This window comes from Acrocarpospora pleiomorpha (genome assembly GCF_009687885.1).
GTDB classification, from domain to species: domain Bacteria; phylum Actinomycetota; class Actinomycetes; order Streptosporangiales; family Streptosporangiaceae; genus Acrocarpospora; species Acrocarpospora pleiomorpha.
Window position 1 is genome coordinate 19,615 of sequence record NZ_BLAF01000084.1, and the last position, 22,267, is coordinate 41,881.

Sequence of the window (22,267 nt, forward strand, 5' to 3'; positions counted from 1 at the left end):
GTCACACGCGATATGCGCATAACGCGAGCGTGTGGCTACTCTGGGCGAGCTTTTCGGGTTATCGGCAGGGCCGATATTCGCGAGCCATGAGCGCCGGGCTACTACGCTTCTCAGCATGGTGGTGCAGTCGGTCGAGCAGACAGTCCCGCAATCGGTGGTGGTGCGCCGGGCCCGCACGGCCGATGTGCGGGTGATCCGGCAGTTCGTCGACTCCCACTCCGGCATCGAGCGGCGCCTGCTGAAGAAATCCACCGTCACGCTGTACGAGGACGTGCAGGAGTTCTGGGTCGCCGAGGTGGACGGGGTGGTGGTCGGCTGCGGCGCCCTGCACGTGCTCTGGGAGGACCTGGCCGAGATCCGGACCGTGGCCGTGGACCCGGGCTCCCGGCGGCTGGGCCTGGGGCACCGGATCGTCGCCGCGCTCATCGAGACCGCCCGCGAGCTCGGCGTGCACCGCGTCTTCTGCCTCACCTTCGAAGTCGACTTCTTCGCCCGGCACGGATTCGTGCCGATCAACGGCACACCGGTCTCGCCGGAGGTGTACGCGGAGCTGCTCGCCTCCTATGACGAAGGTGTCGCGGAATTCCTCGACCTGGAACATGTGAAGCCCAACACGCTGGGCAACACGCGCATGATTCTGCATCTCCGGCCGGCGGTCTGACTCGGGTTCCTTAACCAGGGGGGAATGGCGACCGTGGAATCGGCGCTGGTTAGCTTGGGTATATCTAACGTGTGCCATGCCCGAACGCGAAGTGAGGTGACACGGTGAGCACCCAGCCGCCGTACCCGCAGGACGATTCGGCCGGCGACGCGTCGGCGCCGCCCGAACGCGGGGAGCAGGGCGCGGAACAGCCCGCGCAGGAATTCGATCCCGACGTCACCATCATGAGCCGCAATCCCGCCGGAACCGGGTCGCGGCCGGTATATGGCCCGCCGGCGTCAGGGGCGTACGGACAGGCGGGTGGCACCGGCGCCTACGGCCAGGGCTACCCGCGGCAGCCGGCCCCACCGCCACCACCGCCTGGGAACGGGCAGAACGGTTATGGCCAGGGTTACGGCCAGTCCCAGCCCGGTCAGGGTTACGGGCAGGGGTATGGGCAGCAGGGATACAGCCAGGAGCAGCAGTACGGGGGTTACGGTCAGCAGGGCGGGCCGCAGCCTTACGGCCACACGCAGCCCGGACAGGCCCAGCCGGGGTACGGTCAGCAGCCCGGACAGGCCCAGCCTGGTTATGGCCAGCAGCCGGGGTACGGTCAGCAGCCCGGCTACCCGCCGCCCGGTTACGGGCAGGGTTATCCGCCGCCCGGCTACGGGCCGCCGCAGGGCTACGGCCCGCCCGGTTACCGGCAGCCGCAGGGTTACGGCTATGGCCCGGCGCCCATTCCGCCGGGCGCGCCGGCGCCGCTGGCCGAATGGTGGCAGCGGCTGGTGGCGCGGATCATCGACGTCGCGTTGTACGGCGTCGTGCTCATCGCGCTCGGAATCATCGCCGGGGGCATTTGGGCGAGCACCGACCGCTTCGACATCGAGACGCAAACAGTCACGCCAGGGACGTTCCTCGTCTACCTGGTGCCCGCGCTCATCGCGACACTCGCGCTCTTCGGCTACGAATTCCTGATGCTGAAGGAGCGCGGCCAAACGCTCGGTAAGATCGTTATGGGAATCAAGGTGGTGCGCGTGGGGCGCGGCCTTGATGGCGGTCTCGACAATGACGCCGCCTTGCGCCGCGCGGGCGCGCTCGCCGGGCCGTTGGTGTTGACGTGGATTCCGGGAATCCGGGTGATTGGCGCCTGGCTCGTGTACCTGTACTGGCTCGTGGGTCTGCTCTGGCCACTCTGGGATAAGCCGTTGCAGCAGTCCCTTCTGGACAAGGCGGCGAACACGGTGGTCGTCAAGGTCAAATAGTGACATAGAACCGCAGCAAACACGGAGCGGGGCCGATGGAACGAACCATCGGCCCCGCATTCGTGCACGCAGCGTGTTCGCATCGTTCCATCCGAAATAACACCGCAAAAGCCGTAACGGGTTACTGCTACCGTGCGATGGGACCTAGAACACCCGTCATGTCACGAGAGGTAACCAAATGAACCCGGAACCTCCCCCCGGCCAGAACCCCTATGGGTCGGCTCCCCCTCCGGGTGGATACCCGCCGCCTCAAGGCGGATACCCCCCACCCCAAGGCGGATACCCGCCACCTGGTGGATATCAGCAACAGCAGCCTGGTTATCAGCAACAGCCTGGTGGATATCAGCAGCAGCAGCCCGGTGGATATCAGCAGCCCGGCGCTTACCCGCCGGCTGGTGGATACCCGTCCGCCGGCGCTTACAACGCGCCGATGGGCATGCCACTCCCGCCGGGAGTCCCGGCGCCACTTGCCGAGTGGTGGCAGCGATTGGTGGCGCGCCTGATCGATGGCCTTATCCTCGGCGTGGTCGTCTACCTCATTATCAGCAGGATCATCCAGAGCGCGTTCTCCACCACCGAGACGATCGAGTTCCTGGGCACCAGCACAACGGTGTCCACTCCTTCCTTCCTCGGTCTGCTGATCTCGTCGATCGTCAGCTTCCTGCTGTACGCCGCATACGAGTACTTCATGACCTCGCGTGACGGCCAGACAATCGGCAAGAAGGTCATGAAGATCCGCATCGTCAAGCTTGGCGGAAGCGTTCACGGGGGTCTCGACACCGAGACTCTGGCCAAGCGGATCGGCGTACTATGGGGGCCGCAGCTGCTCGCCTTCAATTGGATCCTCAACGGTCTGGGCGGGCTCTTCAGCCTGGTGAACGTCCTCTGGCCGCTCTGGGACAAGCCGCTCCAGCAGGCGATTCACGACAAGGTCGCCGGAACCGTCGTGGTGAAGCTCTAGTCAGGCGTCGCGTTCCAATGAGTGGGGTGACCGCCCTGGCGGTCACCCCACTGCCATTCCTGGGTACGATTTTGTTCTATCGGGTAAGCGTTCTGACCACCGCAGAGGATACTTCCCGCGCGGTGGAGGCTATGGACAGGCGCACCTCGACGGGTCATCAGGCGTCGGTTCCCCCTATTTCACAGGGCTTCCGGTTGAATCCGGCGAGCAGCGGACCCCAAGGGAGTGATGAGGAATGACTGAGGTAATCTCCGCGTTGATACCGCCGCTGTTGGTCGGCGCGGCAGTCGTCTACGGCGTGGTTAAGTTGGTACGTTCGGACGCCGCCGGACTGCGCGCAAGGCGCGAACCGGGAGAAGAGCCATCCGACAAGACCTCTTCCGGAGAATACTGACCGCTCGAATTGTCATCCGGGGTAACTGGGTATATGTTTGGCTGACGAATCAAACTATGCTCTGCCGAAAGGATTGCCGGATGGCCAAGCACACGCAGGTGATTCTCATCGACGACCTCGATGGTGGCGAGGCCAATGAGACGGTCACCTTCGCGATTGACGGCCTGCCTTATGAGATTGACCTGAGCGACAGCAACGCCAAGAAGCTTCGGGAAGCCCTGGCGCCTTTCGTCTCCAGCGCCCGCAAGGGCGAAAGCGGGTCAACGCGGGGCCGTCGTCGTGGAAGCGGTGGGACCCAGCGGGCCATGACCCGGGAGAAGAGCGCGGAGATCCGCGCCTGGGCCAAGGCCAACAACCACCCGGTGAGCGAGCGCGGCCGGATTGCCGCCTCGATCGTCGAGGCCTACGACGCGGCGCACTAAGTCGCCGCTACTTCTTGATCGTGCGGTTATGCCGATCGTCGGTTCTCTGACGGCCTGCATGACCGCACGATCGCGTTATCAGGTAATAAACGTCGTTCGCTTGCGGCGTATCGGGAACACCTGGCCCCCGATCGGTAGTTGGATGGAGGGTGAACGCCCTGCGCCCGGGGAACGTCTCCTGTCATAGAAGCGGTCGCCGGGCCAGAGCTGGCATGCGGAACGACGGGGCCGGATCATCCGGGCGCGTCTGACCGCTCTGTGAGGAGCGACGAGATGTTCGAAAGGTTCACCGACCGTGCGCGTCGGGTTGTCGTCCTGGCCCAAGAAGAGGCCCGGATGCTCAACCACAACTACATCGGTACTGAGCACATTCTTCTTGGCTTGATCCATGAAGGTGAAGGCGTTGCCGCCAAGGCTCTGGAGAGCCTGGGCATCAGTCTTGAAGGCGTGCGTCAGCAGGTCGAGGAGATCATCGGCCAGGGCCAGTCGGCACCGTCGGGGCACATTCCCTTCACCCCACGGGCCAAGAAGGTCCTTGAGCTGTCGCTCCGTGAAGCCCTGCAGTTGGGTCACAACTACATCGGCACCGAGCACATCCTGCTCGGGCTCATCCGCGAGGGTGAGGGTGTGGCGGCCCAGGTGCTGGTGAAGCTGGGCGCGGACCTGAACCGGGTGCGGCAGCAGGTCATCCAGTTGCTGCACGGTTACCAGGGCAAGGAGCCGGCCGCGGCGGGTGGTCCCCAGGAGGCCGCGCCGTCCACCTCCTTGGTGCTTGACCAGTTTGGCCGCAACCTGACCCAGGCGGCCCGGGAGGGCAAGCTGGACCCGGTGATCGGCCGGGAGAAGGAAATCGAGCGGGTCATGCAGGTGCTGTCCCGCCGCACCAAGAACAACCCCGTCCTGGTGGGCGAGCCCGGCGTCGGCAAGACCGCCGTGGTGGAGGGGCTGTCCCAGAAGATCGTCAAGGGCGAGGTGCCGGAGACGCTCAAGGACAAGCAGCTCTACACGCTCGACCTGGGCGCGCTGGTGGCGGGCTCCCGCTACCGGGGTGACTTCGAGGAGCGCCTGAAGAAGGTGCTCAAGGAGATCCGCACTCGCGGCGACATCATCCTGTTCATCGACGAGCTGCACACGCTCGTCGGCGCGGGCGCCGCCGAGGGCGCGATCGACGCCGCCAGCATCCTCAAGCCGATGCTGGCCCGTGGCGAGCTGCAGACCATCGGCGCGACCACGCTGGACGAGTATCGCAAGCACCTGGAGAAGGACGCCGCGCTCGAGCGCCGGTTCCAGCCCATCCAGGTGGCCGAGCCGTCCCTGTCGCACACCATCGAGATCCTCAAGGGCCTGCGCGACCGGTATGAGGCGCACCACCGCGTCTCCATCACCGACGGCGCCCTGGTGGCGGCCGCCCAGCTGGCGGACCGCTACATCAGCGACCGTTTCTTGCCCGACAAGGCGATCGACCTCATCGACGAGGCCGGGTCCCGGATGCGCATCCGCCGGATGACCGCTCCGCCGGACCTCCGGGAGTATGACGAGAAGATCGCGAACGTCCGGCGGGACAAGGAGTCCGCGATCGACGCGCAGGACTTCGAGAAGGCCGCCGCCCTGCGCGACCAGGAGAAGCAGCTCCAGATCAAGCGGGAGCGCCGGGAGAAGGAGTGGAAGGCCGGCGACATGGACGTCGTGGCCGAGGTCACCGAGGAGCTCATCGCCGAGGTGCTCGCGACCGCCACCGGCATCCCCGTCTTCAAGCTCACCGAGGAGGAGTCCCAGCGACTGCTCCGGATGGAAGACGAGCTGCACAAGCGGATCATCGGCCAGGACGACGCCATCAAGGGCCTGTCCCGCTCGATCCGCCGCACCCGCGCCGGTCTGAAGGACCCGCGCCGTCCCGGCGGCTCGTTCATCTTCGCCGGCCCGTCCGGCGTCGGTAAGACCGAGCTCTCCAAGGCGCTCGCCGAGTTCCTGTTCGGGGACGAGGACGCGCTGATCATGCTGGACATGTCCGAATTCATGGAGAAGCACACCGTCTCCCGGCTGTTCGGCTCCCCGCCCGGTTATGTCGGGTACGAGGAGGGTGGCCAGCTCACCGAGAAGGTGCGGCGCAAGCCGTTCTCCGTGGTCCTGTTCGACGAGATCGAGAAGGCCCACCCCGACATCTTCAACTCGCTGCTGCAGATCCTGGAGGACGGTCGCCTGACCGACGCCCAGGGCCGGGTGGTCGACTTCAAGAACACGGTCATCATCATGACCACCAACCTCGGCACCCGGGACATCTCCAAGGGCATCGGGGTCGGGTTCGCGAAGAGCAACGATGTCGAAGGAAACTACGACCGGATGAAGTCGAAGGTCCAGGAGGAGCTCAAGCAGCACTTCCGGCCCGAGTTCCTCAACCGCGTCGACGACACCGTCGTCTTCCACCAGCTCACCATGGGCGAGATCATCAAGATCGTCGACCTGATGCTGGCCCAGGTGGACGCCCGCCTCAAGGACCGGGACATGGGTCTCGACCTGACCCCCGCCGCGAAGAAGCTCCTCGCCGACCGGGGCTACGACCCCGTCCTCGGCGCCCGCCCGCTTCGCCGGACCATCCAGCGGGAACTCGAAGACTCCCTCTCCGAGAAAATCCTGTACGGCGAACTCCGCCCTGGCCAGATCGTCAAAATCGACATCGAAGGCGAAGGCGACGCCGCCATCTTCACCTTCGTCGGCGAAAACAAGACCCCTCAGGTCCCTGACTCCGCCGCGTCTATCGTGGAGACGATCCAGAAGTAATTGAACCGCTAAAGCACCCCTCGCCGTTGGCTCGGCGGGGGGTGCTGCGCTTTTGCCGGGGGTTGGATCGGCGGCTGGGCGCTTGAGGGCGCGACTTTTCTTCGCGTCCCGGGGCACTTCGCTGTCTCCGCCGGATGGTATGGAGACGGGGCGAATTCCCCCATACGCCTGACGGCCGGGGCGTTGTGCGATCGAGGATGGCCGTCCGGGTTCTGAATGCTTGCCGTGGAACTCCCACCCGCCCGCCCTTTTGTGCTTGTCCGGGCTCCACCCGGCCCCGAGGTTGCCGTGGCTTTCGCCACCTACCCGTTACGGTCCTCAAGCCTTTGGGCTGGTGTCAGTGGACGGACCCTGGCGGGTCCGAGCGGCGACCGCCCGAGCCAGCGTGCGTAGCGGCGTCTTCATCGTGGCCAGGGCGAGCACCATCACGGTCGCCACGAGCAGGGTCATGGCGATCGAACTGTCGAGGAAGATGGACGGGCTGCCGCGCGAGATCTGCAGAGCGTTCGACAGGGAGCGTTCCATCAGAGGCCCCAGGACGAGCGTCAGCGCCACGGGGGCCAGCGGTATGTCGATCTTGCGCAGCACGTATCCGAGGATGCCGGCCGCCACCATGACCACGACGTTGAACACCGACCCATCCAGCGTGTACGCGCCGACCAGCATGAACCCGACGACAAGGACGTACAGGGTGGGGTAGGGAATGCGCAGACAGGTGATCCAGATGCGGACCAGCGGCAGGTTGAGGGCCAGCAGGATCACGTTGCCGACCACCATGCTGGCGATGATGCCCCAGGCCACGTCCGGGTGGTCACGGAAGAGCAGCGGGCCGGGCACCAGGCCGTTGATGATGAACGCGCCCATCATGACCGCCATGGTGGCCGAGGTCGGGATGCCGAGCGTGAACAGCGGGATCATGCCGGACACCGCGTTGGCGTTGTTGGCGGACTCGGGCGCGGCGACGCCTTCGACGGCGCCGTGGCCGAAGCGTTCCGGGTGCCGGGAGAGCCGCTTCTCCAGCACGTACGAGCCGAACGCGGCCACCGCCCCGGGCGAGCCCGGCAGCAGGCCGGTCGCGAAGCCCACGACCGAGCCCCGGGCGATGGGCAGGGCCGATCGGCGCAGGTCGTCCCGGGTGGGCAGCACCTTGCCGACCTTGATGGCCGCGGCCGAGGCGACCGAGCGCTCGATGCTCAGCAGCAGTTCGGACAGGCCGAACAGGCCCATGATGACGGGGACGAGGTTGAGGCCGTCGAGGATCTGCTGGCTCCCGAAGGTGAACCTGGCGACGCCGTTGAGCGGGTCCAGGCCGACGACGCCGAGCAGCAGGCCGAGGGAGGCGGCGATGAGCGCCTTCAGCGTCGACCCGCTGGCCAGCCCGATGACCAGGGTCAGGCCGAGCAGGGTGAGGGCGAAGAACTCGGCGGGGCCGAAGGCCAGCGCGAACCGGCTGAGCGGGGCGGCCACGACGAAGCCCAGGACGCCCACGAGCCCGCCGACGAAGGAGCCGATCGCGGCGATGGCCAGGGCGGGACCGGCACGGCCCTGTTGGGCCATCTGGTAGCCGTCGAGGGTGGTGGCCACCGACGAGGTCTCGCCCGGCACATTGATCAGTACGGCGGTGATGGTCCCGCCGTACGCGGCTCCGTAGAGGATGGCCGCCAGCATGATGATCGCGGTGACCGCTGGCAGGGTGAGGGTCACCGGCAGCAGCAGAGCGGTGGCCGCGGCCGGCCCGAACCCCGGCAGTACGCCGACGAGCATGCCCAGAACGCAGCCGAGCAGGGCGAACGCCAGGTTCTGCGGCGTGAGGATGGTGCCGAAGCCCTGGAGCAGTTGATCGAACAAGGGTGCCTCACAGTCCGAGGTGGTGCAGCGCCGGGATGCCGGCCGCGGGCAGCGAGACGCCGAGCCCGTTGACGAACAGGGCGTAACTGCCGATGCCCATGACCAGGGCGATGGTCACGACCAGCCACCAGCGGACCCGGGCGACGGTCGCCAGCAGCATGGCGATGACGGCCGACATGGTCAGCTGGTAGCCGAGCACGTCGACAAGGGTGACGAAGCCGGCGGCGGCGACCATCGTCATGACGATCCGGAACACTCCCCGGCGCTCCGGCCGGGACGGTGTCTCACCAGACGGTGTCCGGCCTGTGACGGTCATGATTGCCCACGCCAGGGCGAGCCCCGCCATCAGCACGCCGATGGCGAAGGGGAACACTCCCGCGCCGGGCCGGGCCGCGCTGCCGAAGCCGTACCCGATGCCGGCGATCGCGACGTAGGCGCCCACGACGAAGGCGGCCAGGGCGCCGACGAGGTTCCCGGTCCGGACCGCGTCCCCCGGCGGTTCGGCGGATTCCGGGGAGAGGTCCGGCTCGCGGCGCGTCTCGACGTTCACCGCCGCTCCCGCGAGGCCGATGGTGCGGCGATGGCCCGGTGCAGGTTCTCCAGGTTCTCCAGGGCGGCCTCGCACCGCTCGGGCGCCAGATGGTAGAGGGCGAGCTGGAGCGCGTAGCAGACCAGGTGCGGAACCACCTGGGTACGGAAGTCGTCATCGACGCCGCGCGGAGCGATCAGCAGGCGGTCCGGCGCCGGCGCGAACGGCAGGCCGTGCACGTCGGTGAGCACGATGCTGCCGGCGCCGACGTTGCCGACGTGGGCGAGCATCCGGTTCAGGTTGGGCGGCACCCGCCGCAGCGCGAAGGCGAAGAGCACATCGCCGTCACCCACGGAGATCAGATGCTCGCCCAGGTCCCGTTCGGCCGTGGGCGGGATCGGGTGCACGAGCAGGCCGAGCATGCGCAGCCGCCGGTCGAGGAAGGTGACCAGCGGCGCGGCGTAGTGGTTGCCGTAGATGTAGATCCGTCTGGCGTCCAGCAGTTGCCGGGCCGCGTCGTCCAGGTCCTTCTGGGAGAGATGGTCGGGTAGCTTCAGGAGTGCGGTCGCCTCGGCCTGAACCAGGGCGTTGAGGTCGTAGCCGCGCGACTCGTGCAGCTTCACCAGCCGCGCGGTGCCGCCCTCCAGGGCTTTGACATCCTCCCGAATGGCCTCGCGCAGTTCGGCGTAACCGGCGTAGCCGAGCTTGCGGGCCAGGCGGATCACGGTGGACTCGTGCACGCCCGCGGCCGCGGCGATCTGCGCCGCGGGCATGAACACCGACTCACGCAGGTCGCGCATGAGCACGTCGACCACCCGTTGCTCCGACGGGGTCAACATTCGTGGGTTGCTCAACAGCAGTGAGCGGAAGCTCATTGTCTCCCCCTTCGAGATCCTGCGTACCTGCGAGAGATTGCAGGATCGGGGCGAAGCTGTCAATAGCACAGATCTGATTCCAGAAGGAGAATTCCCTGTTAAAGGGGGGTTGACTGATTGCAGGTTCTCTTGCAACTCTGTGCACGGCCGCAGGACTGGAAGGCAGTTTCCGAGTCGGCCACGAATTCAAGGAGATCCGATGCGTGGACGAACAGGTCGCATCGTCGCAGTTGCCGGCGCGGTGGCCATGGCCGTGCTGGCGTCCGGTTGCACGAACACGTCCGCCGGTTCCGGCGAAGGGAACGCCGGCTTCCCGGCCGGCAAGACGGTGGAGGTCATCGTCCCGTTCGACGCCGGCGGCTTCACCGATGTGCTGACCCGCCTGGTCGCCACCGGGATGAGCGAGAAGCTGGGCTCACAGGTGCGGGTCATCAACCGGCCGGGTGCGGGCGGCACGATCGGGCTGACCGAACTGTCGGCGAAGAAACCCGACGGGTACACCATCGGCACGCTGAACATGCCGTCCGGCCTGACGTACCTGGACGCCAAGCGGGACGTCACGTACCGGCTGAACTCGTTCGTGCCGGTGGCCGGCCTGGCGACCAGCCCGACCGTGATCGCCGTCCGCAAGGACAGCCCGTTCGACACGCTCCAGGATCTGATCGCCGCCGCGCGGGAGAAGCCCGACACCATCAGCCTGGCCGGTGGCACCAACCTCACCAGCGATGACACCCTGACCGTGGCCGGGCTGCAACAGGCCGCGGATGTCAGGTTCAACGTCGTCACGGTGGACACCGGCGGGGCGGACAAGACCACCCAGCTGCTGGGCGGCCAGATCCAGGTCACCGTGGGCAGCCTCGGCGCCGTGCAGAGCGCGTACAAGAGCGGGGACGTACGCATCCTGGCGGTCGCCAGCGCCGAACCGAGCACGCTCCTGCCCGGCGTGCCCACCCTCGCCTCCGCCGGGTACGACATCACCACCTCGGGCGCGATCACCATCGCGGCGCCCGCCGGCACGCCGGACGCCGTCACCGGCGCGCTCGAATCGGCCATCGAGGCGGCCCTGTCCTCGCCCGACCTGGCGAGCAAGGCCAACGCCGCCGGGTACGAGATCTTGTTCCGCGACCGTGCCGCCCTGGCGACCTTCTGGTCCCAGCAGGAGGCCGACGCCGAGAAGATCATCGCCGGTCACTGACACCCTGAAAGGAGCAAGATGATCATCGGTATCGATCACATCGAGATAGTCGTCGCGGACATCGACGCCATGTCGACGTTCTTCCAGACACTCGGCTTCACCGAGGTCCGCCGCACCGACCATCACGGTCAGGCGGTCGAGATGCTCGTACCAGGCACGGAGGGCACGATCATCGAGTTCCACACGGGCCACGCCACCGAGCCCCCCGGCCTCAACCACATCGCCTTCCGCGTCGACGACTGCGCGGCCACGGTGGAGGAGTTGCGCGGGGCCGGGGTCCCGATTCCCAGGGACGCCAAGGTCGCGGCCAACAGCGGCCGGCTGGTGGCGAGCTTCCGGGACCCGATGTACCAGCGCTGGCAGCTGGCCGAGTGATGGCCGACTTCCGACGCGCACCCCGGGCGCTGCTGGACCGGTTCCGCACCATCCCCACCGCCAACATCGGCGACGCCGTGGACCGGCTCGGCGTGCTGGACGGCGGCATCCAGACGGTGTGGCCCGGCGCGAGACTGGTCGGCAGCGCGTACACCATCTGGACCCGCGCCGGCGACAACCTGGCCATCCATCAGGCGCTGGGCGAGGCCCGTCCCGGCGACGTGCTGGTGGTCAACGGCGGTGGCGACCTGTCCCGCGCCCTGATCGGCGAGCTGATCGGGGGGCGGGCCAAGGCCGCCGGGATCGCCGGGTTCGTCATCGACGGCGTGGTCCGCGACGCCGAAGGGCTGGCCGCGTTCCAGATGCCGGTCTTCGCCCGAGGGGTCAGCCCGGCCGGGCCGTACAAGAACGGGCCGGCCCGGCTGGCCACGGTCGTCGCCATCGGCGGTGTTGCCGTGGCGCCCGGCGACATCGTCGTGGGCGACGCCGACGGCGTCGTGGTCGTCTCGCTGGCCGACGCCGAACACGTCGCGAGCGCCGCCGAAGCGGTCCGCGACAAGGAGGACGTCAAACGGGCCGCCATCGCCCAGTCACTGGCCCGGTCATCGGCCCAGTCATCGGCACCGAGCGGGAGCGTCTGATGCTGACCCGGATCGACCACATCGACCTGCGCGTCCCCGTGCTCGCGGACGCCGTCGCCTTCTTCACCACCCTCGGGCTGAGGCAGGTACGCGCGTTCGGCCCCCCACGTCAGTCGGTGGAGATGGCCCTGCCAGGACCGGACCAGGTGCTGCTGGAGATCCGCGAGGATCCCGCGGTCACCGGCACGACCGTGGACCACATCGCCTTCGCCGCCGATGACGACCGTGCCGCGCTCGACGCCCTCAAGGCGGCCGGGCTGTCGTTCTCCCGGGAGGCGCATCTGGTCGCCACCACCGGACGGCGGGTCTCCAACTTCACCGACCCGCACGGCGGGAAATGGCAACTGACCGAGGAATACCGTTGATCATCGACTCACACGCTCACTACACGACCGCCCCGCCGCAGCTCGACGCCTACCGCGGGCGGCAGGTCGGCCGCCTGAACATGCAGTCCCGGGGCGGGCTGAAGATCAGCGACGACGAGATCCGGGACTCCCTGCGCGGGCACATCGAGCGGATGGACCGGCTCGGCGTCGCCAAGATGATCTTTTCGCCGCGGGCTTCGGGGATGGGGCACGAGGTCGGAAACGAGCAGACCAGCCTGTACTGGACCCAGGTCAACAACGACCTCATCGCCCGCGTCTGCGACCTGTTCCCTGACCGGTTCATCCCCGCCTGCCAGTTGCCGCAGTCCCCCGGCGTCAGCCCCGCCAACTGCCTCGACGAACTCACCCGGTGCGTCGAGGAGATGGGCTTCGTGGGGTGCAACATCAACCCGGACGTCGCGGGCGGCGGCCAGCCGTTCACCCCGCCGATGGGCGACCGTTCGTGGTATCCGCTGTTCGAACGGATGGTGGAACTGGACGTCCCGGGCCTCATCCACGCCTCGTCCACCGTGAACCCGGCCCTGCACCTGAACGGCTCCCACTACACCAACGTGGACGCCGCGGCCGTGTTCGAACTGTGCTGGTCCGACCTGCTCGACAACATCCCCGAGCTGAAACTGATCGTCCCGCACGGCGGCGGATCGATCCCGTTCCAGTTCAACCGGCTGCGTTCACTCAACCTCGGCGGCAAGCGCAAGCCTTTCGAGGAAGCGGTCAAGCGCGTCTACTTCGACACCGCCGTCTACGACCGCGACTCGATGGAGATGCTCATCCGCAAGATCGGAGCCGACAACATCCTGTTCGCCACCGAACCATTCGGCACGGCCAAGAACATCGACCCGCAGACGGGCAGAACCTTCGACGACACGATCAGCTTCGTCGACGACATCGACTGGCTCACCGCCGAAGACAAAGAGAAGATCTTCGTCGGCAACGCCCGCCGCCTCTACAGCCGAGCCAAGCTGTAGGCCGCCGGCAGATCCACGGCCACCTCGGCTGGGTGGAGTGCCGCGGGCTTAGGCGGCGAGTTTGAGGCCTAGGGCGGTGAGGTTGCGGCGGGTCCAGTCGAGGTCGTCGGCTAGGCGGGCTACCAGGGCGGCGGGGCCCTTGGTTTTGGGGGTGGTCCAGTCGTGGGCCTCGACCTCGATGTGGGCGCTGCCGTTGACGGCGCCGGAGAGGAGGGCGGTGAGGGTGTCCTGGAGGACCGGCTGGGTGCTGGGGATTTCCTGGCTGTGGTTGTGGACGTGGCCGAGTTTGACGACGGGGGCGCCGGCCATGGCCAGGCCGCGGAGGGCGGAGGCGGTCTCTTCGGTGCCGCAGGAGAGGTGGCAGGCGTCCAGGCAGACACCGAGGTGTTCGGAGTCGATGCCGCAGACACGCTGCAGGGCCTGCTCGGTGGTTTCCAGGACGCAGCCGGGCCAGGGCTCGAACCCGACGCGGATGGTCTTGCCGGTCACGCTGGAGAGACCGCGCAGCTCGCGGGAGAGCCGCTCCAGGCGGCGTGAGGCGATCGAGTGCAGGTCGGCGGGCCAGTCACGCCGCCACCCGATCGGAATCGTGGAGATGCTGCCGAACCGGACATCCTCGGGCAGCAGGAAAGCCAGGATCTTCGCGAGTGACATCGTGTACCGGTACCGCTCAGGCTTGGCCCAGTCTGGACCGGGAGCCTCCTGGTTCCGGCCGCCCGTGCCGTTGAGGCTCACGACTTCGAGGCCGCGCTCCTCGAGCGAGCGGCGGAGCCGTACCAGCTCGATCCGGTCGGCGATCAGGTGGTCGGCCACCGGAGGCGCCAGCCACAGGCCGATGCCGAGCCGGTCCACACCCAGCCGCTTGCGCACAGGCACCGCATACCTGGTCAAGTGCGCGATCAAGTTCTCCAGGTCCTCCGCGGGATGCACACCCGCGTTGTAGGCCAGGTGAACGAGCGTCCCGTCGTCGTGGCGCAGCCGCATCGATGCCTCCAAACTCCGACCCCATTGGCCCACACGACCTGTCCTGACCGCATGGGACACGAGTCCCTCCGTGCCGGGAATCCGGCCCGGTACGGCGAGCTTGCTCTCGTGCACCGGTCTACGCGTCCGCCCCGCAGCTGATTTCCCGGTAAGCCGCTAGGGTGACGTCGGCAGCGATCTCACCGTAAGAATGGCGACTTGTGATCCACTTGGGCGAGACTTGGCCGAATTCGCTCTACACAGTGTAGTACTACATCCCGTCGCGCGAACAGCTTACGTCGGCAAGGCGTAGAAATCGTTGTCGAGGAGTTCGGCGAGTCCGTCCGTGAGCAGGCCGTCGAGGGCGCGTTCGCGTTGCGCGGTGTTGGACCAGGCGGCGTCGAGAGCGCCCTTGGGCACCGGGCCGGGCGCGTCGCGGAGGACGGCGAGCAGGGCGCCGCGGCACTGACGGTCGGTTCCCGCGTAGGTCTGGCCACGGCGAGGCGGCCCGTCGTGGGCGGGTTTGCCGGTCAGCAGCCACTGGCAGCGCCCGGAAACGGGGCAGTCGGCGCAACGGGGGGCGCGAGCCGTACAGATCAGGGCGCCGAGTTCCATGACGGCGACCGCCCAGCGGGGAGCGTCCACGGGCGGGATGAGGGATTCGGCGAGTTTGCGTTCGGGCGCCGTGGTCGCGGTCGGCGGGAACTCCTCCCCGCGCACCGCCCGCGCTAGGACACGGCGGACGTTCGTGTCGAGGACGGCATGACGCCCGCCGTACGCGAAACTGGCCACGGCGGCGGCCGTGTAGTCCCCGATCCCCGGAAGCGCGCGCAACTCGTCGTACGTCGCGGGGACGGTGCCGTCGAAATCGGCCGTGATGGCTTTCGCGCAGGCGTGCAGGTTCAGGGCCCGGCGGGGGTAACCCAGGCGTCCCCAGTGGCGTACGGCTTCGCCTGGCGGTTCCTTGGCGAGAGCGTCAGGGGTGGGCCAGCGGGTGAGCCATTCCTCCCAGATCGGGAGAACCCGGACGACCGGGGTCTGCTGGAGCATGATTTCGCTGACCAGGATTCCCCAGGGAGTAGCCTCGGGGCGGCGCCAGGGGAGGTCTCTGTTGTGCTCCGCGTACCAGTCGAGGATCGGGGCATGAAGAGTCACGGTCAGACTCTAGCGGTGTGTGACACCGTACATACTCCGCATCTCGATCTCCCTCGGCGAGGCGTGATGGAGAGCGGACCACGACTCTCCATACTGTCCGTATGGATCCGGACACGTTCCGTGGTGATGTTGGAGTCGAGGGCGGTGACGTCTACTGGCGCCGCCGGGTGTCGGTGCTCACCGGCATGCTCGTGGTGGTGGCCGTCGTGGCCTGGGGGTGCGCCAGCGGCTCGGACAAGCCGACGACCACTCCGAAGGCGGGGTCGGGCGGAACCGACGCGATGGTCGTCTCGCTCCCGTCGCCCAAGGTCTCGCCACCGGCCGCGTCACCACACCCTTCCGGCAGTCCCACCCATGGATCGCCGTCCCCGTCGCCCGCCGCGCGCAAGAACGGCGAACCGTGCGTCGCGAACGACCTGGTCGTGAGCCTGAGAGCCAGCCAGGAAATCTACAAAGGCGACCAGATCCCGGGATTCCTCCTCACGGTCGTCAACATCGGCCAGATCGCCTGCACCGCCGACCTGGGCCCCCGCGCCCTCGAAATGCGCGTCTCCACCGGCGGCCAGCGCATCTGGTCCACCGCCGACTGCGTGGCCGGCGAGGGCATCGACCGCCAACTCCTGCACCGAGGCGTCCCCTTCGTCCGCTCCATCCAATGGCCCCGCTACCTCTCCGGCAACGACTGCGCCGCCGACCCCCCGACCGCCCGCAAGGGCAAGTACGTGGCCCTGGCCCGCTTCGGCACCCTGAAAAGCTCCAGAAACGTCTTCCAGCTCAAGTGAGGTGGCACTCGGTTTATACGTACCGCTCGAGGATTGAGGATTCGGCGAGGCGGGAGAGGCCTTCGCGGACGTTTCTGGCGCGGGTTTCGCCTACGCCGCCGACGACCTGGAGGTCGTCGATGCTGGCGGCGAGGAGTTTTTGCAGGCCGCCGAAGTGGTCGACGAGGCGGTCCACGATTGTGGTGGGGAGGCGGGGGACTCGGGCCAGGAGGCGGAAGCCGCGCGGGCTCACCGGGGTGTCGAGCGGGTCCGGGCCGGTGTGGCCGAGGATCTGGGCCACGCGGGTGAGGTCGAGGAGGTCCACGGCGGAGAGGTTGTCGAGGTCGTGGACGGCCTCGGAGAAGCGGCGCGGGCGGCGGGCGCTCGGGGCCGGGAGATAGTCGCGGATGGTCAGGGCGCGGTCCTCTTCCACGCCGCCGACCAACTCGTCGAGTTGCAGGGAGACGAGACGCCCGTCGGTGCCCAACTCCACGACATACCCTTCGATCTCGACGGAGATTCGGCGGACCATTTCCAGGCGTTGCACCACGGCGGAGACGTCGCGAACGGTCACCAGGTCCTCGATTTCGAGGGCGGACAGGGTGCCGGAGACCTCGTCGAGGCGGAGTTTGTAGCGTTCTAGAGTGGCGAGAGCCTGGTTGGCCTTGGAGAGAATGGCGGCGGATTCCTCCAGGACATAGCGCACGCCGTCGAGGTAGAGCGCGATGATGCGCATCGACTTGCTGATCGCGATGACCGGAAACTCGGTCTGGCGGGCCACCCGCTGGGCGGTTCTGTGGCGCGTGCCGGATTCGTCGGTGGGGATGCCCGGGTCGGGCACCAGGTGCACGGCGGCGCGGACGATGCGCAGATCGCCGCTGTTGAGCACGATCGCGCCGTCCATTTTGGCGAGTTCACGGAGCCGGGTGGCGGCGAACTCGACGTCCAGTTCGAAACCGCCGGTGCAGAGTTCTTCCACGGTGTTGTCGTATCCGAGGACGATCAGGCCGCCGGTGTGGCCGCGCAGAATGCGTTCGAGCCCGTCGCGAAGCGCGGTTCCAGGGGCGAGAGAGGCCAGTGTGGCTCGTCGGCGCTCGTCCCAGGCTTTGTCGTTGTGCACGTCAGTGACCCCCGCTGGTCGTGTCCCTGCGCCCAGACGGTCTATCCGCCTCGCGACCGTTTTGTCCGGCCTCGCCGCTGCCCAACTCAGCAGACCCATAGCACCGTCCAGCTTAACTGGGTAACGACATGCTCACCGGATGTGCGTCGGGCGCCCTAGACGTTCTCTGCTTCTGTAACGTCGAAGCCGCGCGAGAAGTTCGTGGGGACGCGGTCAGCGGATGAGTGTCAGGGCGTCCCAGACGTTCTCCGCTTCGGTGACGTCGAAGCCGGGCGAGAAGTTCGTGGTGCGGATTCCGGTGGGGCGGACCGCGACGAGATCGCCGCGGCTGGGCGCGGGGTTGAGTTTGAGGGCGTCCTCCACGAGTGAGCCGGTGGGTACCAGGGCTCGGGTGAAGCCGAGGCGGGCGGCTTCGGCGAGGCGGCGGCGCACGTCTCGGACTGGGCGGAGTTCACCGGCCAGGCCGACTTCTCCCAGGGCGACCAGGCCGTGCGGGAGGGGACTGTCGCCGAAGGCGCTGACCACCGAGAGCATCAGGGCGAGGTCGACGGCGGGGTCGGTGAGTCTGATGCCGCCGACGGTCGCGGTGAACACGTCGCATTTGCTGATCTTGGCGTTCAGGCGGCGTTCCATGACGGCTAAAACCATGGCCACGCGGTACGAGTCGAGCCCGGAGGACGTCCGGCGGGGTTGAGGCGCTTCGGTCGGGCCGACGAGGGCCTGGAGTTCGGCGGGAATCGGGCGAGTGCCTTCGATGGTGACGGTGACACAGGTGCCGGGAACCGGTTCCGGATGGCGGGAGATGAACAGGCCACTGGGGTCGGTGATGCCGGTGATGCCGCGCTCGTGCAGGTCGAAGCAGCCGACTTCCTCGATCGGGCCGAACCTGTTCTTGATCGCGCGGACCATCCTGAGACGCGAGTTACGGTCGCCTTCAAAGTGGAGCACGACATCGACCAGGTGTTCCAGGACGCGAGGCCCGGCGATCGAGCCGTCCTTGGTCACGTGGCCGACCAGAACGGTGGACATGCCACGTTCCTTGGCCAACCGGGTCAGGTTGCCGGCCACTTCGCGAACCTGCGTCACCCCGCCAGGCACACCGGTGGCATCGGCGGACCCGATGGTCTGCACGGAGTCGACGATCAGCAGCCGGGGCTGAACCTTCTCGACATGGGTGATGAGGGCTCCCAAATCGGTTTCGGCGGCCAGATAGAGCTGGTCCTCCACGGCACCGATCCGGTCAGCCCGCATCCGGACCTGCGACGCTGACTCCTCGCCCGTCACATACAGAACCGTGTCGTGCTGGGCGGTTCTGGCTGCCGCCTCCAGCAGCAGAGTCGACTTGCCGATCCCCGGCTCCCCAGCCAGCAACACCACCGCCCCCGGCACCAAGCCACCACCGAGCACCCGATCCAACTCACCCACCCCGGTCGGCCGCGCATGCGCAACCTCCGCCTTCACCTGCCCAATCGGCACAGCCGGCGCCGAAACCGCCCCACCCCTGACCACATTGACGCCCTGCCTGACCCCCGCCTCCTCAACCGTCCCCCAGGCCTGACACTCCCCACACCGCCCTACCCACTTGGCGGCCACCCAGCCACACTCGCCACACCTGTACGAAGGTTTCGCAGCTTTACTCACGCCCGGAGGCTACCGGCCCGGACCGACATTCCCACTAGAAGATCCGCCAGCGGAGAATTGTTGGGTAGGGGATTTCTAAGCCGGGGATCTCTCTGATGGCGCGTGCCGACACTCCCGGCGTGAACTCGATTCGGAGGACCGCTTCGAGGTCCGCGCGGCGCGTGAACACCATGCGGGGATCGAGTTCTGCTCGTTGCCAGCCCTGGCGGGACCAGAAATCCTCCACCGTTCGCGTCGAATACGTCGGCACCGTCGCCCGGAACCACTCCCCGAAGGATCCGCGGGACCCGTCCAGGTCGACCATGAACGCGGCTCCGCCGCGCCGTACGGCCCTGGAAAGCTCTTTGAGCCCCGGTTCACAGCCAGGCCCGAAGAAATATGCCCAGCGGGCCACGGCCACGTCCACGGACGCGTCAGGGACGGGGAGCGACTGCGCGGTGGCCACGTGGACGGCGACGTTTCGTAGCTGGGCGCAGCGGCGCGAGGCCACGGCGGCCAGGTTGGGATGGGGTTCGACGCCGATCACCTGCGCGGCGGACGACGCGTACGCGGGCAGGTGGTAGCCCGTGCCGCAGCCGATGTCGAGAACGGTGGCGGACTCCCAGGGGCGTACCGCGCGGATGGCCGTGTCGATCACGCCGTCGGGGTCGACCGCGCGGTTCTCCAGCTCGTAGATCTTGGGGTTGTGCCAGATGTTCGGGCTCGGTACGGCGCCCTTCGGAATGCGCGGCATCGCACCACGATAGGCGGCTAGCCCGCCACAGCGGTTCGCTCGCTTAGTCTGGAATGGTGAGCGAGCGAGCGAGCGTCCGGGTGGGGAGCCGGGGATGAGCCCCGGCGAGCGGACCTACATCGGCGGAGACGATCCCGCGGACGGTGTCCAGCGGGAGGACGCGCGGGTCCCCCATCCCCAGGCGGAAGTGGTGCGCGTCCCCAATGCCAAGATCGCGCTGTCGACCGCGTCGGTCTACCCCGAGCGAACGCCGGACGCGTTCGAACTCGCGGCGCGGCTCGGCTACGACGGTGTCGAGATCATGGTGGGGCAGGATCCGGTCAGCCAGGACGTCGAAGTCCTGGAGCGGCTGCGGGATCATTATGAGCTGCCCATTCTGGCCGTGCACGCGCCCTGCCTGCTGGTCACCCAGCGGGTGTGGGGGCGCGATCCGTGGGCCAAGCTGGAGCGGGCCAGGGACGCGGCGCAGCGGCTGGGGGCGGAGACGGTGGTGGTGCATCCGCCGTTCCGCTGGCAGCGGGACTACGCCCGGGATTTCGAGGTCGGGCTGGCCAGGATGCGGGAGGAGACCGACATCGTGTTCGCGGTGGAGAACATGTTCCCGCTCCGGGCCCGGGGCAACGAGGTCGTGCCGTACGCGCCGGACTGGAATCCGGTCGATCACGACTTTCCGCAGGTGACCCTGGACCTGTCGCACACGGCGGTGTCGGGGTCCGACGCCATGGAGATGGCGGCCAAGCTGGGGGATCGCCTCGCCCACCTGCACCTGGCCGACGGGAGCGGGATCACCAACAAGGACGAGCATCTGGTGCCGGGCCGGGGCAACCAGCCGTGCGCGCAGATGCTGGAGCGGCTGGCGAACGCGGGCTATGGTGGTCTGATCGTGCTGGAGATCAACACGAGGAAGGCGGTCGGCCGGACCGAGCGGATCGACGATCTGGCCGAGGCGCTGGCCTTCGCCCGGCTCCACTTCGCCGCCTCCTCAGCGAAGAGATGAGCCGCCGCGAGATGAGCCACGGCGAGAGATGAGCCACCAGGTCTTCGACGTCGACCGGGTGGCGGAGGCGTATGACGCCGCGCGCCCGGAATATCCGCCTGCCCTCTACGCGGCGCTGACCGAACTGTCCGGCATCCGGTTCGAGGGCGCGTTCGCCGTCGACGTCGGCGCGGGCACCGGGATCTCGACGCGCGGGCTGCTGGATCGCGGCGTCCGGGTCGTCGCGGTGGACCGCGCCGCCCGGATGCTCGCCTTCCTCCGCTCCCGTACGGCCGGCGCCGCCCTGCTCGCCGACGGCAACGCGCTCCCGCTCCGGGACGGCCTGGCCGACCTGGTGACGTACGCCCAGTCCTGGCACTGGCTGGACCGTACGGTCTCGATCGCCGAGGCGATCCGGGTGGCCCGCCCAGGCGGCGCGGTGGCGGGCTGGTGGAACACGGTGGACGCGCGCAAGGCCGACTGGCTGGCCGCCTGCCAGGTCAGGCTGGCGGACCTGCCGGGCTACACCGGTCCCGCGCAGCCGGGCTGGAGCATGCCGCCGATCGGGGCCGCGATGGCCGCCGCGGGACTCCAGGTCTCGGAGACGTGGGTGTACTGGACGCGCCGGATCCGGGTGGAGGACTTCCTGACCGATCTGCGCTCGCACTCGTACGTGGCGTCGATGCCGGAGGTCGCCGCCGACGAACTCCTCGACCGGGAGCGCGGCGAGATCCTTCGCGTCTTCCGGGACGGGGACATGACCATCCCGATGCGGGTATACCTCGCGGTCGGCGTGAAACCACTCACCCACCAGACCGTCCCCGCCCTCACCGAACCCGCGGGCCTCCAGGATCTCAAGCAACTGGCCGTGGGCCTGACGGAGGGCGCGTGACCCAACGATCCGGCGGAGGGCATAGGGTCGAGCCCAAGCGTAAGCAGGCGAAGAGCATATGAGCGAGTCACGCGGCCCCGGGCGTCGTCCCGGGCGTCGTCCCGGTGTTTCCGACACGCGCGGCCAGATCCTCACCGCCGCTCGTGCGATCTTCGCCGAGAAGGGTTTCGACAAGGCGACCATCCGCGGCATCGCCCGCGCGGCCGGCGTCGACCCCGCGCTCGTGCACCACTACTTCGACACGAAGGAGGGCGTCTTCGTCGCCGCGATGCGGCTCCCCTTCGATCCCGCCGTGCTCGTCCCCATCCTGGTCACCGGACCCCGCGAGGAGGTGGGCGAGCGCCTGGTGCGTTTCATCCTCACCATCACCGCCGACCCGAAGGCCCGCGAGCCGGTCCTCGCCCTGCTCCGGTCCGCCGTCACCAACGACCAGGTCGTCGCGATGATCCGCGAGTTCATGGTGGAGGCCCTGCTGGGCCGGGTGGCGGACGCCCTCGGCATCCCCCTGCTGCGGATGGAGGCCGCGTTCTCCCAGATGTTCGGCTTGGTTATGGCCCGCCATATTGTGCAGATGGAACCGATGGCATCGGCCGACCCGGAGGAGCTCGTCGCCCTGGTCGGGCCGACCATCCAGCGTTACGTCGACCCCTGAGCAATCGCTACAGAGCATTGTTCTATGGTGGTCACGTGTCGGAGATGGAGGAGCCATGCTGCTGGTAGCGATTATCGGGCTGGTCATGACGGTGGCA

At 67.9% G+C, this 22,267-nt stretch carries 23 protein-coding genes; 15 read left to right on the forward strand and 8 right to left on the reverse strand.

The features are described from left to right. The first annotated feature begins 115 nt into the window (after nt 1-115). The 6 genes from Aple_RS45710 (at nt 116) to Aple_RS45735 (ending at nt 6,460) form a co-directional block, all read left to right on the forward strand. Nucleotides 116-661 (forward strand): amino-acid N-acetyltransferase, encoded by a 546-nt coding sequence (locus Aple_RS45710; RefSeq protein ID WP_155351059.1) that lies wholly within the window; start codon nt 116-118, stop codon nt 659-661. A gap of 104 nt (nt 662-765) precedes the next feature. After that, complete coding sequence (locus Aple_RS45715; RefSeq protein WP_155351060.1) at nt 766-1,905, forward strand: RDD family protein; 1,140 nt, start codon at nt 766-768, stop codon at nt 1,903-1,905. A 430-nt stretch (nt 1,906-2,335) separates the two neighbouring features. After that, on the forward strand, nt 2,336-2,866 hold the full coding sequence (locus Aple_RS45720; RefSeq protein ID WP_170321996.1) for an RDD family protein: 531 nt from the start codon (nt 2,336-2,338) through the stop codon (nt 2,864-2,866). Between the two features lie 235 nt (nt 2,867-3,101). Next, nucleotides 3,102-3,260 carry a hypothetical protein gene (locus Aple_RS45725; RefSeq protein ID WP_155351062.1) on the forward strand — a complete coding sequence of 53 codons (159 nt, stop codon included), beginning with the start codon at nt 3,102-3,104 and terminating at the stop codon, nt 3,258-3,260. An 80-nt stretch (nt 3,261-3,340) separates the two neighbouring features. Continuing rightward, entirely contained in the window at nt 3,341-3,682 is a 342-nt protein-coding gene (locus tag Aple_RS45730) for a histone-like nucleoid-structuring protein Lsr2 (RefSeq protein ID WP_155351063.1), read from the forward strand. A 273-nt stretch (nt 3,683-3,955) separates the two neighbouring features. Then, entirely contained in the window at nt 3,956-6,460 is a 2,505-nt protein-coding gene (locus tag Aple_RS45735; protein ID WP_155351064.1) for an ATP-dependent Clp protease ATP-binding subunit, read from the forward strand. Nucleotides 6,461-6,778: 318 nt separating this feature from the next. On the opposite strand, the gene Aple_RS45740 is transcribed toward Aple_RS45735, so the two are convergent. The 3 genes from Aple_RS45740 to Aple_RS45750 are packed head-to-tail and all read right to left on the reverse strand — an operon-like array spanning nt 6,779 to nt 9,676. Further along, nucleotides 6,779-8,308 (reverse strand): tripartite tricarboxylate transporter permease, encoded by a 1,530-nt coding sequence (locus tag Aple_RS45740; protein WP_218038859.1) that lies wholly within the window; start codon nt 8,306-8,308, stop codon nt 6,779-6,781. Between the two features lie 7 nt (nt 8,309-8,315). Then, nucleotides 8,316-8,858, reverse strand: coding sequence for a tripartite tricarboxylate transporter TctB family protein (locus Aple_RS45745; protein WP_170321997.1), 543 nt, complete (start codon nt 8,856-8,858; stop codon nt 8,316-8,318). Beyond that, entirely contained in the window at nt 8,855-9,676 is an 822-nt protein-coding gene (locus tag Aple_RS45750; RefSeq protein ID WP_170321998.1) for a MurR/RpiR family transcriptional regulator, read from the reverse strand. Before Aple_RS45750 ends, Aple_RS45745 begins: the two co-directional genes overlap by 4 nt. 235 nt (nt 9,677-9,911) lie before the next feature. Between Aple_RS45750 and Aple_RS45755 the strand changes: the two genes are divergently transcribed. From Aple_RS45755 to Aple_RS45775, 5 genes are read left to right on the forward strand one after another with little or no spacing between them, the layout of a single operon-like run. After that, the gene (locus Aple_RS45755) at nt 9,912-10,907 is read left to right on the forward strand and encodes a tripartite tricarboxylate transporter substrate binding protein (protein ID WP_170321999.1); all 996 of its coding nucleotides are present in this window, start codon (nt 9,912-9,914) and stop codon (nt 10,905-10,907) included. Between the two features lie 18 nt (nt 10,908-10,925). Next, a complete protein-coding gene (locus tag Aple_RS45760; RefSeq protein WP_155351068.1) occupies nt 10,926-11,282 on the forward strand; it encodes a VOC family protein in 357 nt (118 codons plus the stop codon). Then, nucleotides 11,282-11,923, forward strand: coding sequence for an RraA family protein (locus Aple_RS45765; protein ID WP_155351069.1), 642 nt, complete (start codon nt 11,282-11,284; stop codon nt 11,921-11,923). The genes Aple_RS45760 and Aple_RS45765 overlap by 1 nt, the downstream gene beginning before the upstream one ends. Next, on the forward strand, nt 11,923-12,288 hold the full coding sequence (locus Aple_RS45770; RefSeq protein WP_155351070.1) for a VOC family protein: 366 nt from the start codon (nt 11,923-11,925) through the stop codon (nt 12,286-12,288). The genes Aple_RS45765 and Aple_RS45770 overlap by 1 nt, the downstream gene beginning before the upstream one ends. Next, entirely contained in the window at nt 12,285-13,277 is a 993-nt protein-coding gene (locus Aple_RS45775) for an amidohydrolase family protein (RefSeq protein WP_155351071.1), read from the forward strand. Before Aple_RS45770 ends, Aple_RS45775 begins: the two co-directional genes overlap by 4 nt. 48 nt (nt 13,278-13,325) lie before the next feature. Here the strand turns inward: Aple_RS45775 and Aple_RS45780 are convergent, their stop codons facing one another. Together Aple_RS45780 and Aple_RS45785 are read right to left on the reverse strand one after the other, a co-directional pair. Continuing rightward, nucleotides 13,326-14,261, reverse strand: coding sequence for a TIM barrel protein (locus Aple_RS45780; protein ID WP_155351072.1), 936 nt, complete (start codon nt 14,259-14,261; stop codon nt 13,326-13,328). A gap of 273 nt (nt 14,262-14,534) precedes the next feature. Continuing rightward, entirely contained in the window at nt 14,535-15,401 is an 867-nt protein-coding gene (locus Aple_RS45785; RefSeq protein ID WP_281361703.1) for an HhH-GPD family protein, read from the reverse strand. A gap of 95 nt (nt 15,402-15,496) precedes the next feature. On the opposite strand from Aple_RS45785, the gene Aple_RS45790 reads away from it, so the two are divergent. Next, a complete protein-coding gene (locus tag Aple_RS45790; protein ID WP_155351073.1) occupies nt 15,497-16,177 on the forward strand; it encodes a hypothetical protein in 681 nt (226 codons plus the stop codon). Nucleotides 16,178-16,190: 13 nt separating this feature from the next. Here the strand turns inward: Aple_RS45790 and disA are convergent, their stop codons facing one another. The 3 genes from disA to Aple_RS45805 form a co-directional block, all read right to left on the reverse strand. Beyond that, nucleotides 16,191-17,276 (reverse strand): DNA integrity scanning diadenylate cyclase DisA, encoded by a 1,086-nt coding sequence (gene disA / locus Aple_RS45795; protein WP_246265343.1) that lies wholly within the window; start codon nt 17,274-17,276, stop codon nt 16,191-16,193. Nucleotides 17,277-17,489: 213 nt separating this feature from the next. Continuing rightward, a complete protein-coding gene (gene radA, locus Aple_RS45800) occupies nt 17,490-18,917 on the reverse strand; it encodes a DNA repair protein RadA (protein ID WP_155351075.1) in 1,428 nt (475 codons plus the stop codon). 34 nt (nt 18,918-18,951) lie between these two features. Beyond that, entirely contained in the window at nt 18,952-19,650 is a 699-nt protein-coding gene (locus Aple_RS45805; RefSeq protein ID WP_155351076.1) for a class I SAM-dependent methyltransferase, read from the reverse strand. 94 nt (nt 19,651-19,744) lie between these two features. Here Aple_RS45805 and Aple_RS45810 point away from each other — a divergent pair, with 94 nt between their 5' ends. From Aple_RS45810 to Aple_RS45820, 3 genes are read left to right on the forward strand one after another with little or no spacing between them, the layout of a single operon-like run. Beyond that, a complete protein-coding gene (locus Aple_RS45810; protein ID WP_155351077.1) occupies nt 19,745-20,647 on the forward strand; it encodes a sugar phosphate isomerase/epimerase family protein in 903 nt (300 codons plus the stop codon). 28 nt (nt 20,648-20,675) lie between these two features. Then, nucleotides 20,676-21,518 (forward strand): class I SAM-dependent methyltransferase, encoded by an 843-nt coding sequence (locus tag Aple_RS45815; RefSeq protein WP_155351078.1) that lies wholly within the window; start codon nt 20,676-20,678, stop codon nt 21,516-21,518. 58 nt (nt 21,519-21,576) lie between these two features. After that, entirely contained in the window at nt 21,577-22,170 is a 594-nt protein-coding gene (locus tag Aple_RS45820) for a TetR/AcrR family transcriptional regulator (protein WP_155351079.1), read from the forward strand. Nucleotides 22,171-22,267: the final 97 nt, after the last annotated feature.

Bases quoted from the DNA above. Each gene is read 5' to 3' on its own strand.
- Aple_RS45710 (WP_155351059.1), top strand. From the start codon at position 116: ATGGTGGTGCAGTCGGTCGAGCAGACAGTCCCGCAATCGGTGGTGGTG.
- Aple_RS45720 (WP_170321996.1), top strand. From the start codon at position 2,336: ATGGGCATGCCACTCCCGCCGGGAGTCCCGGCGCCACTTGCCGAGTGG.
- Aple_RS45725 (WP_155351062.1), top strand. From the start codon at position 3,102: ATGACTGAGGTAATCTCCGCGTTGATACCGCCGCTGTTGGTCGGCGCG.
- Aple_RS45730 (WP_155351063.1), top strand. From the start codon at position 3,341: ATGGCCAAGCACACGCAGGTGATTCTCATCGACGACCTCGATGGTGGC.
- Aple_RS45735 (WP_155351064.1), top strand. From the start codon at position 3,956: ATGTTCGAAAGGTTCACCGACCGTGCGCGTCGGGTTGTCGTCCTGGCC.
- Aple_RS45750 (WP_170321998.1), bottom strand. From the start codon at position 9,676: ATGTTGACCCCGTCGGAGCAACGGGTGGTCGACGTGCTCATGCGCGAC.
- Aple_RS45755 (WP_170321999.1), top strand. From the start codon at position 9,912: ATGCGTGGACGAACAGGTCGCATCGTCGCAGTTGCCGGCGCGGTGGCC.
- Aple_RS45760 (WP_155351068.1), top strand. From the start codon at position 10,926: ATGATCATCGGTATCGATCACATCGAGATAGTCGTCGCGGACATCGAC.
- Aple_RS45765 (WP_155351069.1), top strand. From the start codon at position 11,282: ATGGCCGACTTCCGACGCGCACCCCGGGCGCTGCTGGACCGGTTCCGC.
- Aple_RS45770 (WP_155351070.1), top strand. From the start codon at position 11,923: ATGCTGACCCGGATCGACCACATCGACCTGCGCGTCCCCGTGCTCGCG.
- Aple_RS45780 (WP_155351072.1), bottom strand. From the start codon at position 14,261: ATGCGGCTGCGCCACGACGACGGGACGCTCGTTCACCTGGCCTACAAC.
- Aple_RS45790 (WP_155351073.1), top strand. From the start codon at position 15,497: ATGGATCCGGACACGTTCCGTGGTGATGTTGGAGTCGAGGGCGGTGAC.
- Aple_RS45805 (WP_155351076.1), bottom strand. From the start codon at position 19,650: ATGCCGCGCATTCCGAAGGGCGCCGTACCGAGCCCGAACATCTGGCAC.
- Aple_RS45810 (WP_155351077.1), top strand. From the start codon at position 19,745: ATGAGCCCCGGCGAGCGGACCTACATCGGCGGAGACGATCCCGCGGAC.
- Aple_RS45815 (WP_155351078.1), top strand. From the start codon at position 20,676: ATGAGCCACCAGGTCTTCGACGTCGACCGGGTGGCGGAGGCGTATGAC.
- Aple_RS45820 (WP_155351079.1), top strand. From the start codon at position 21,577: ATGAGCGAGTCACGCGGCCCCGGGCGTCGTCCCGGGCGTCGTCCCGGT.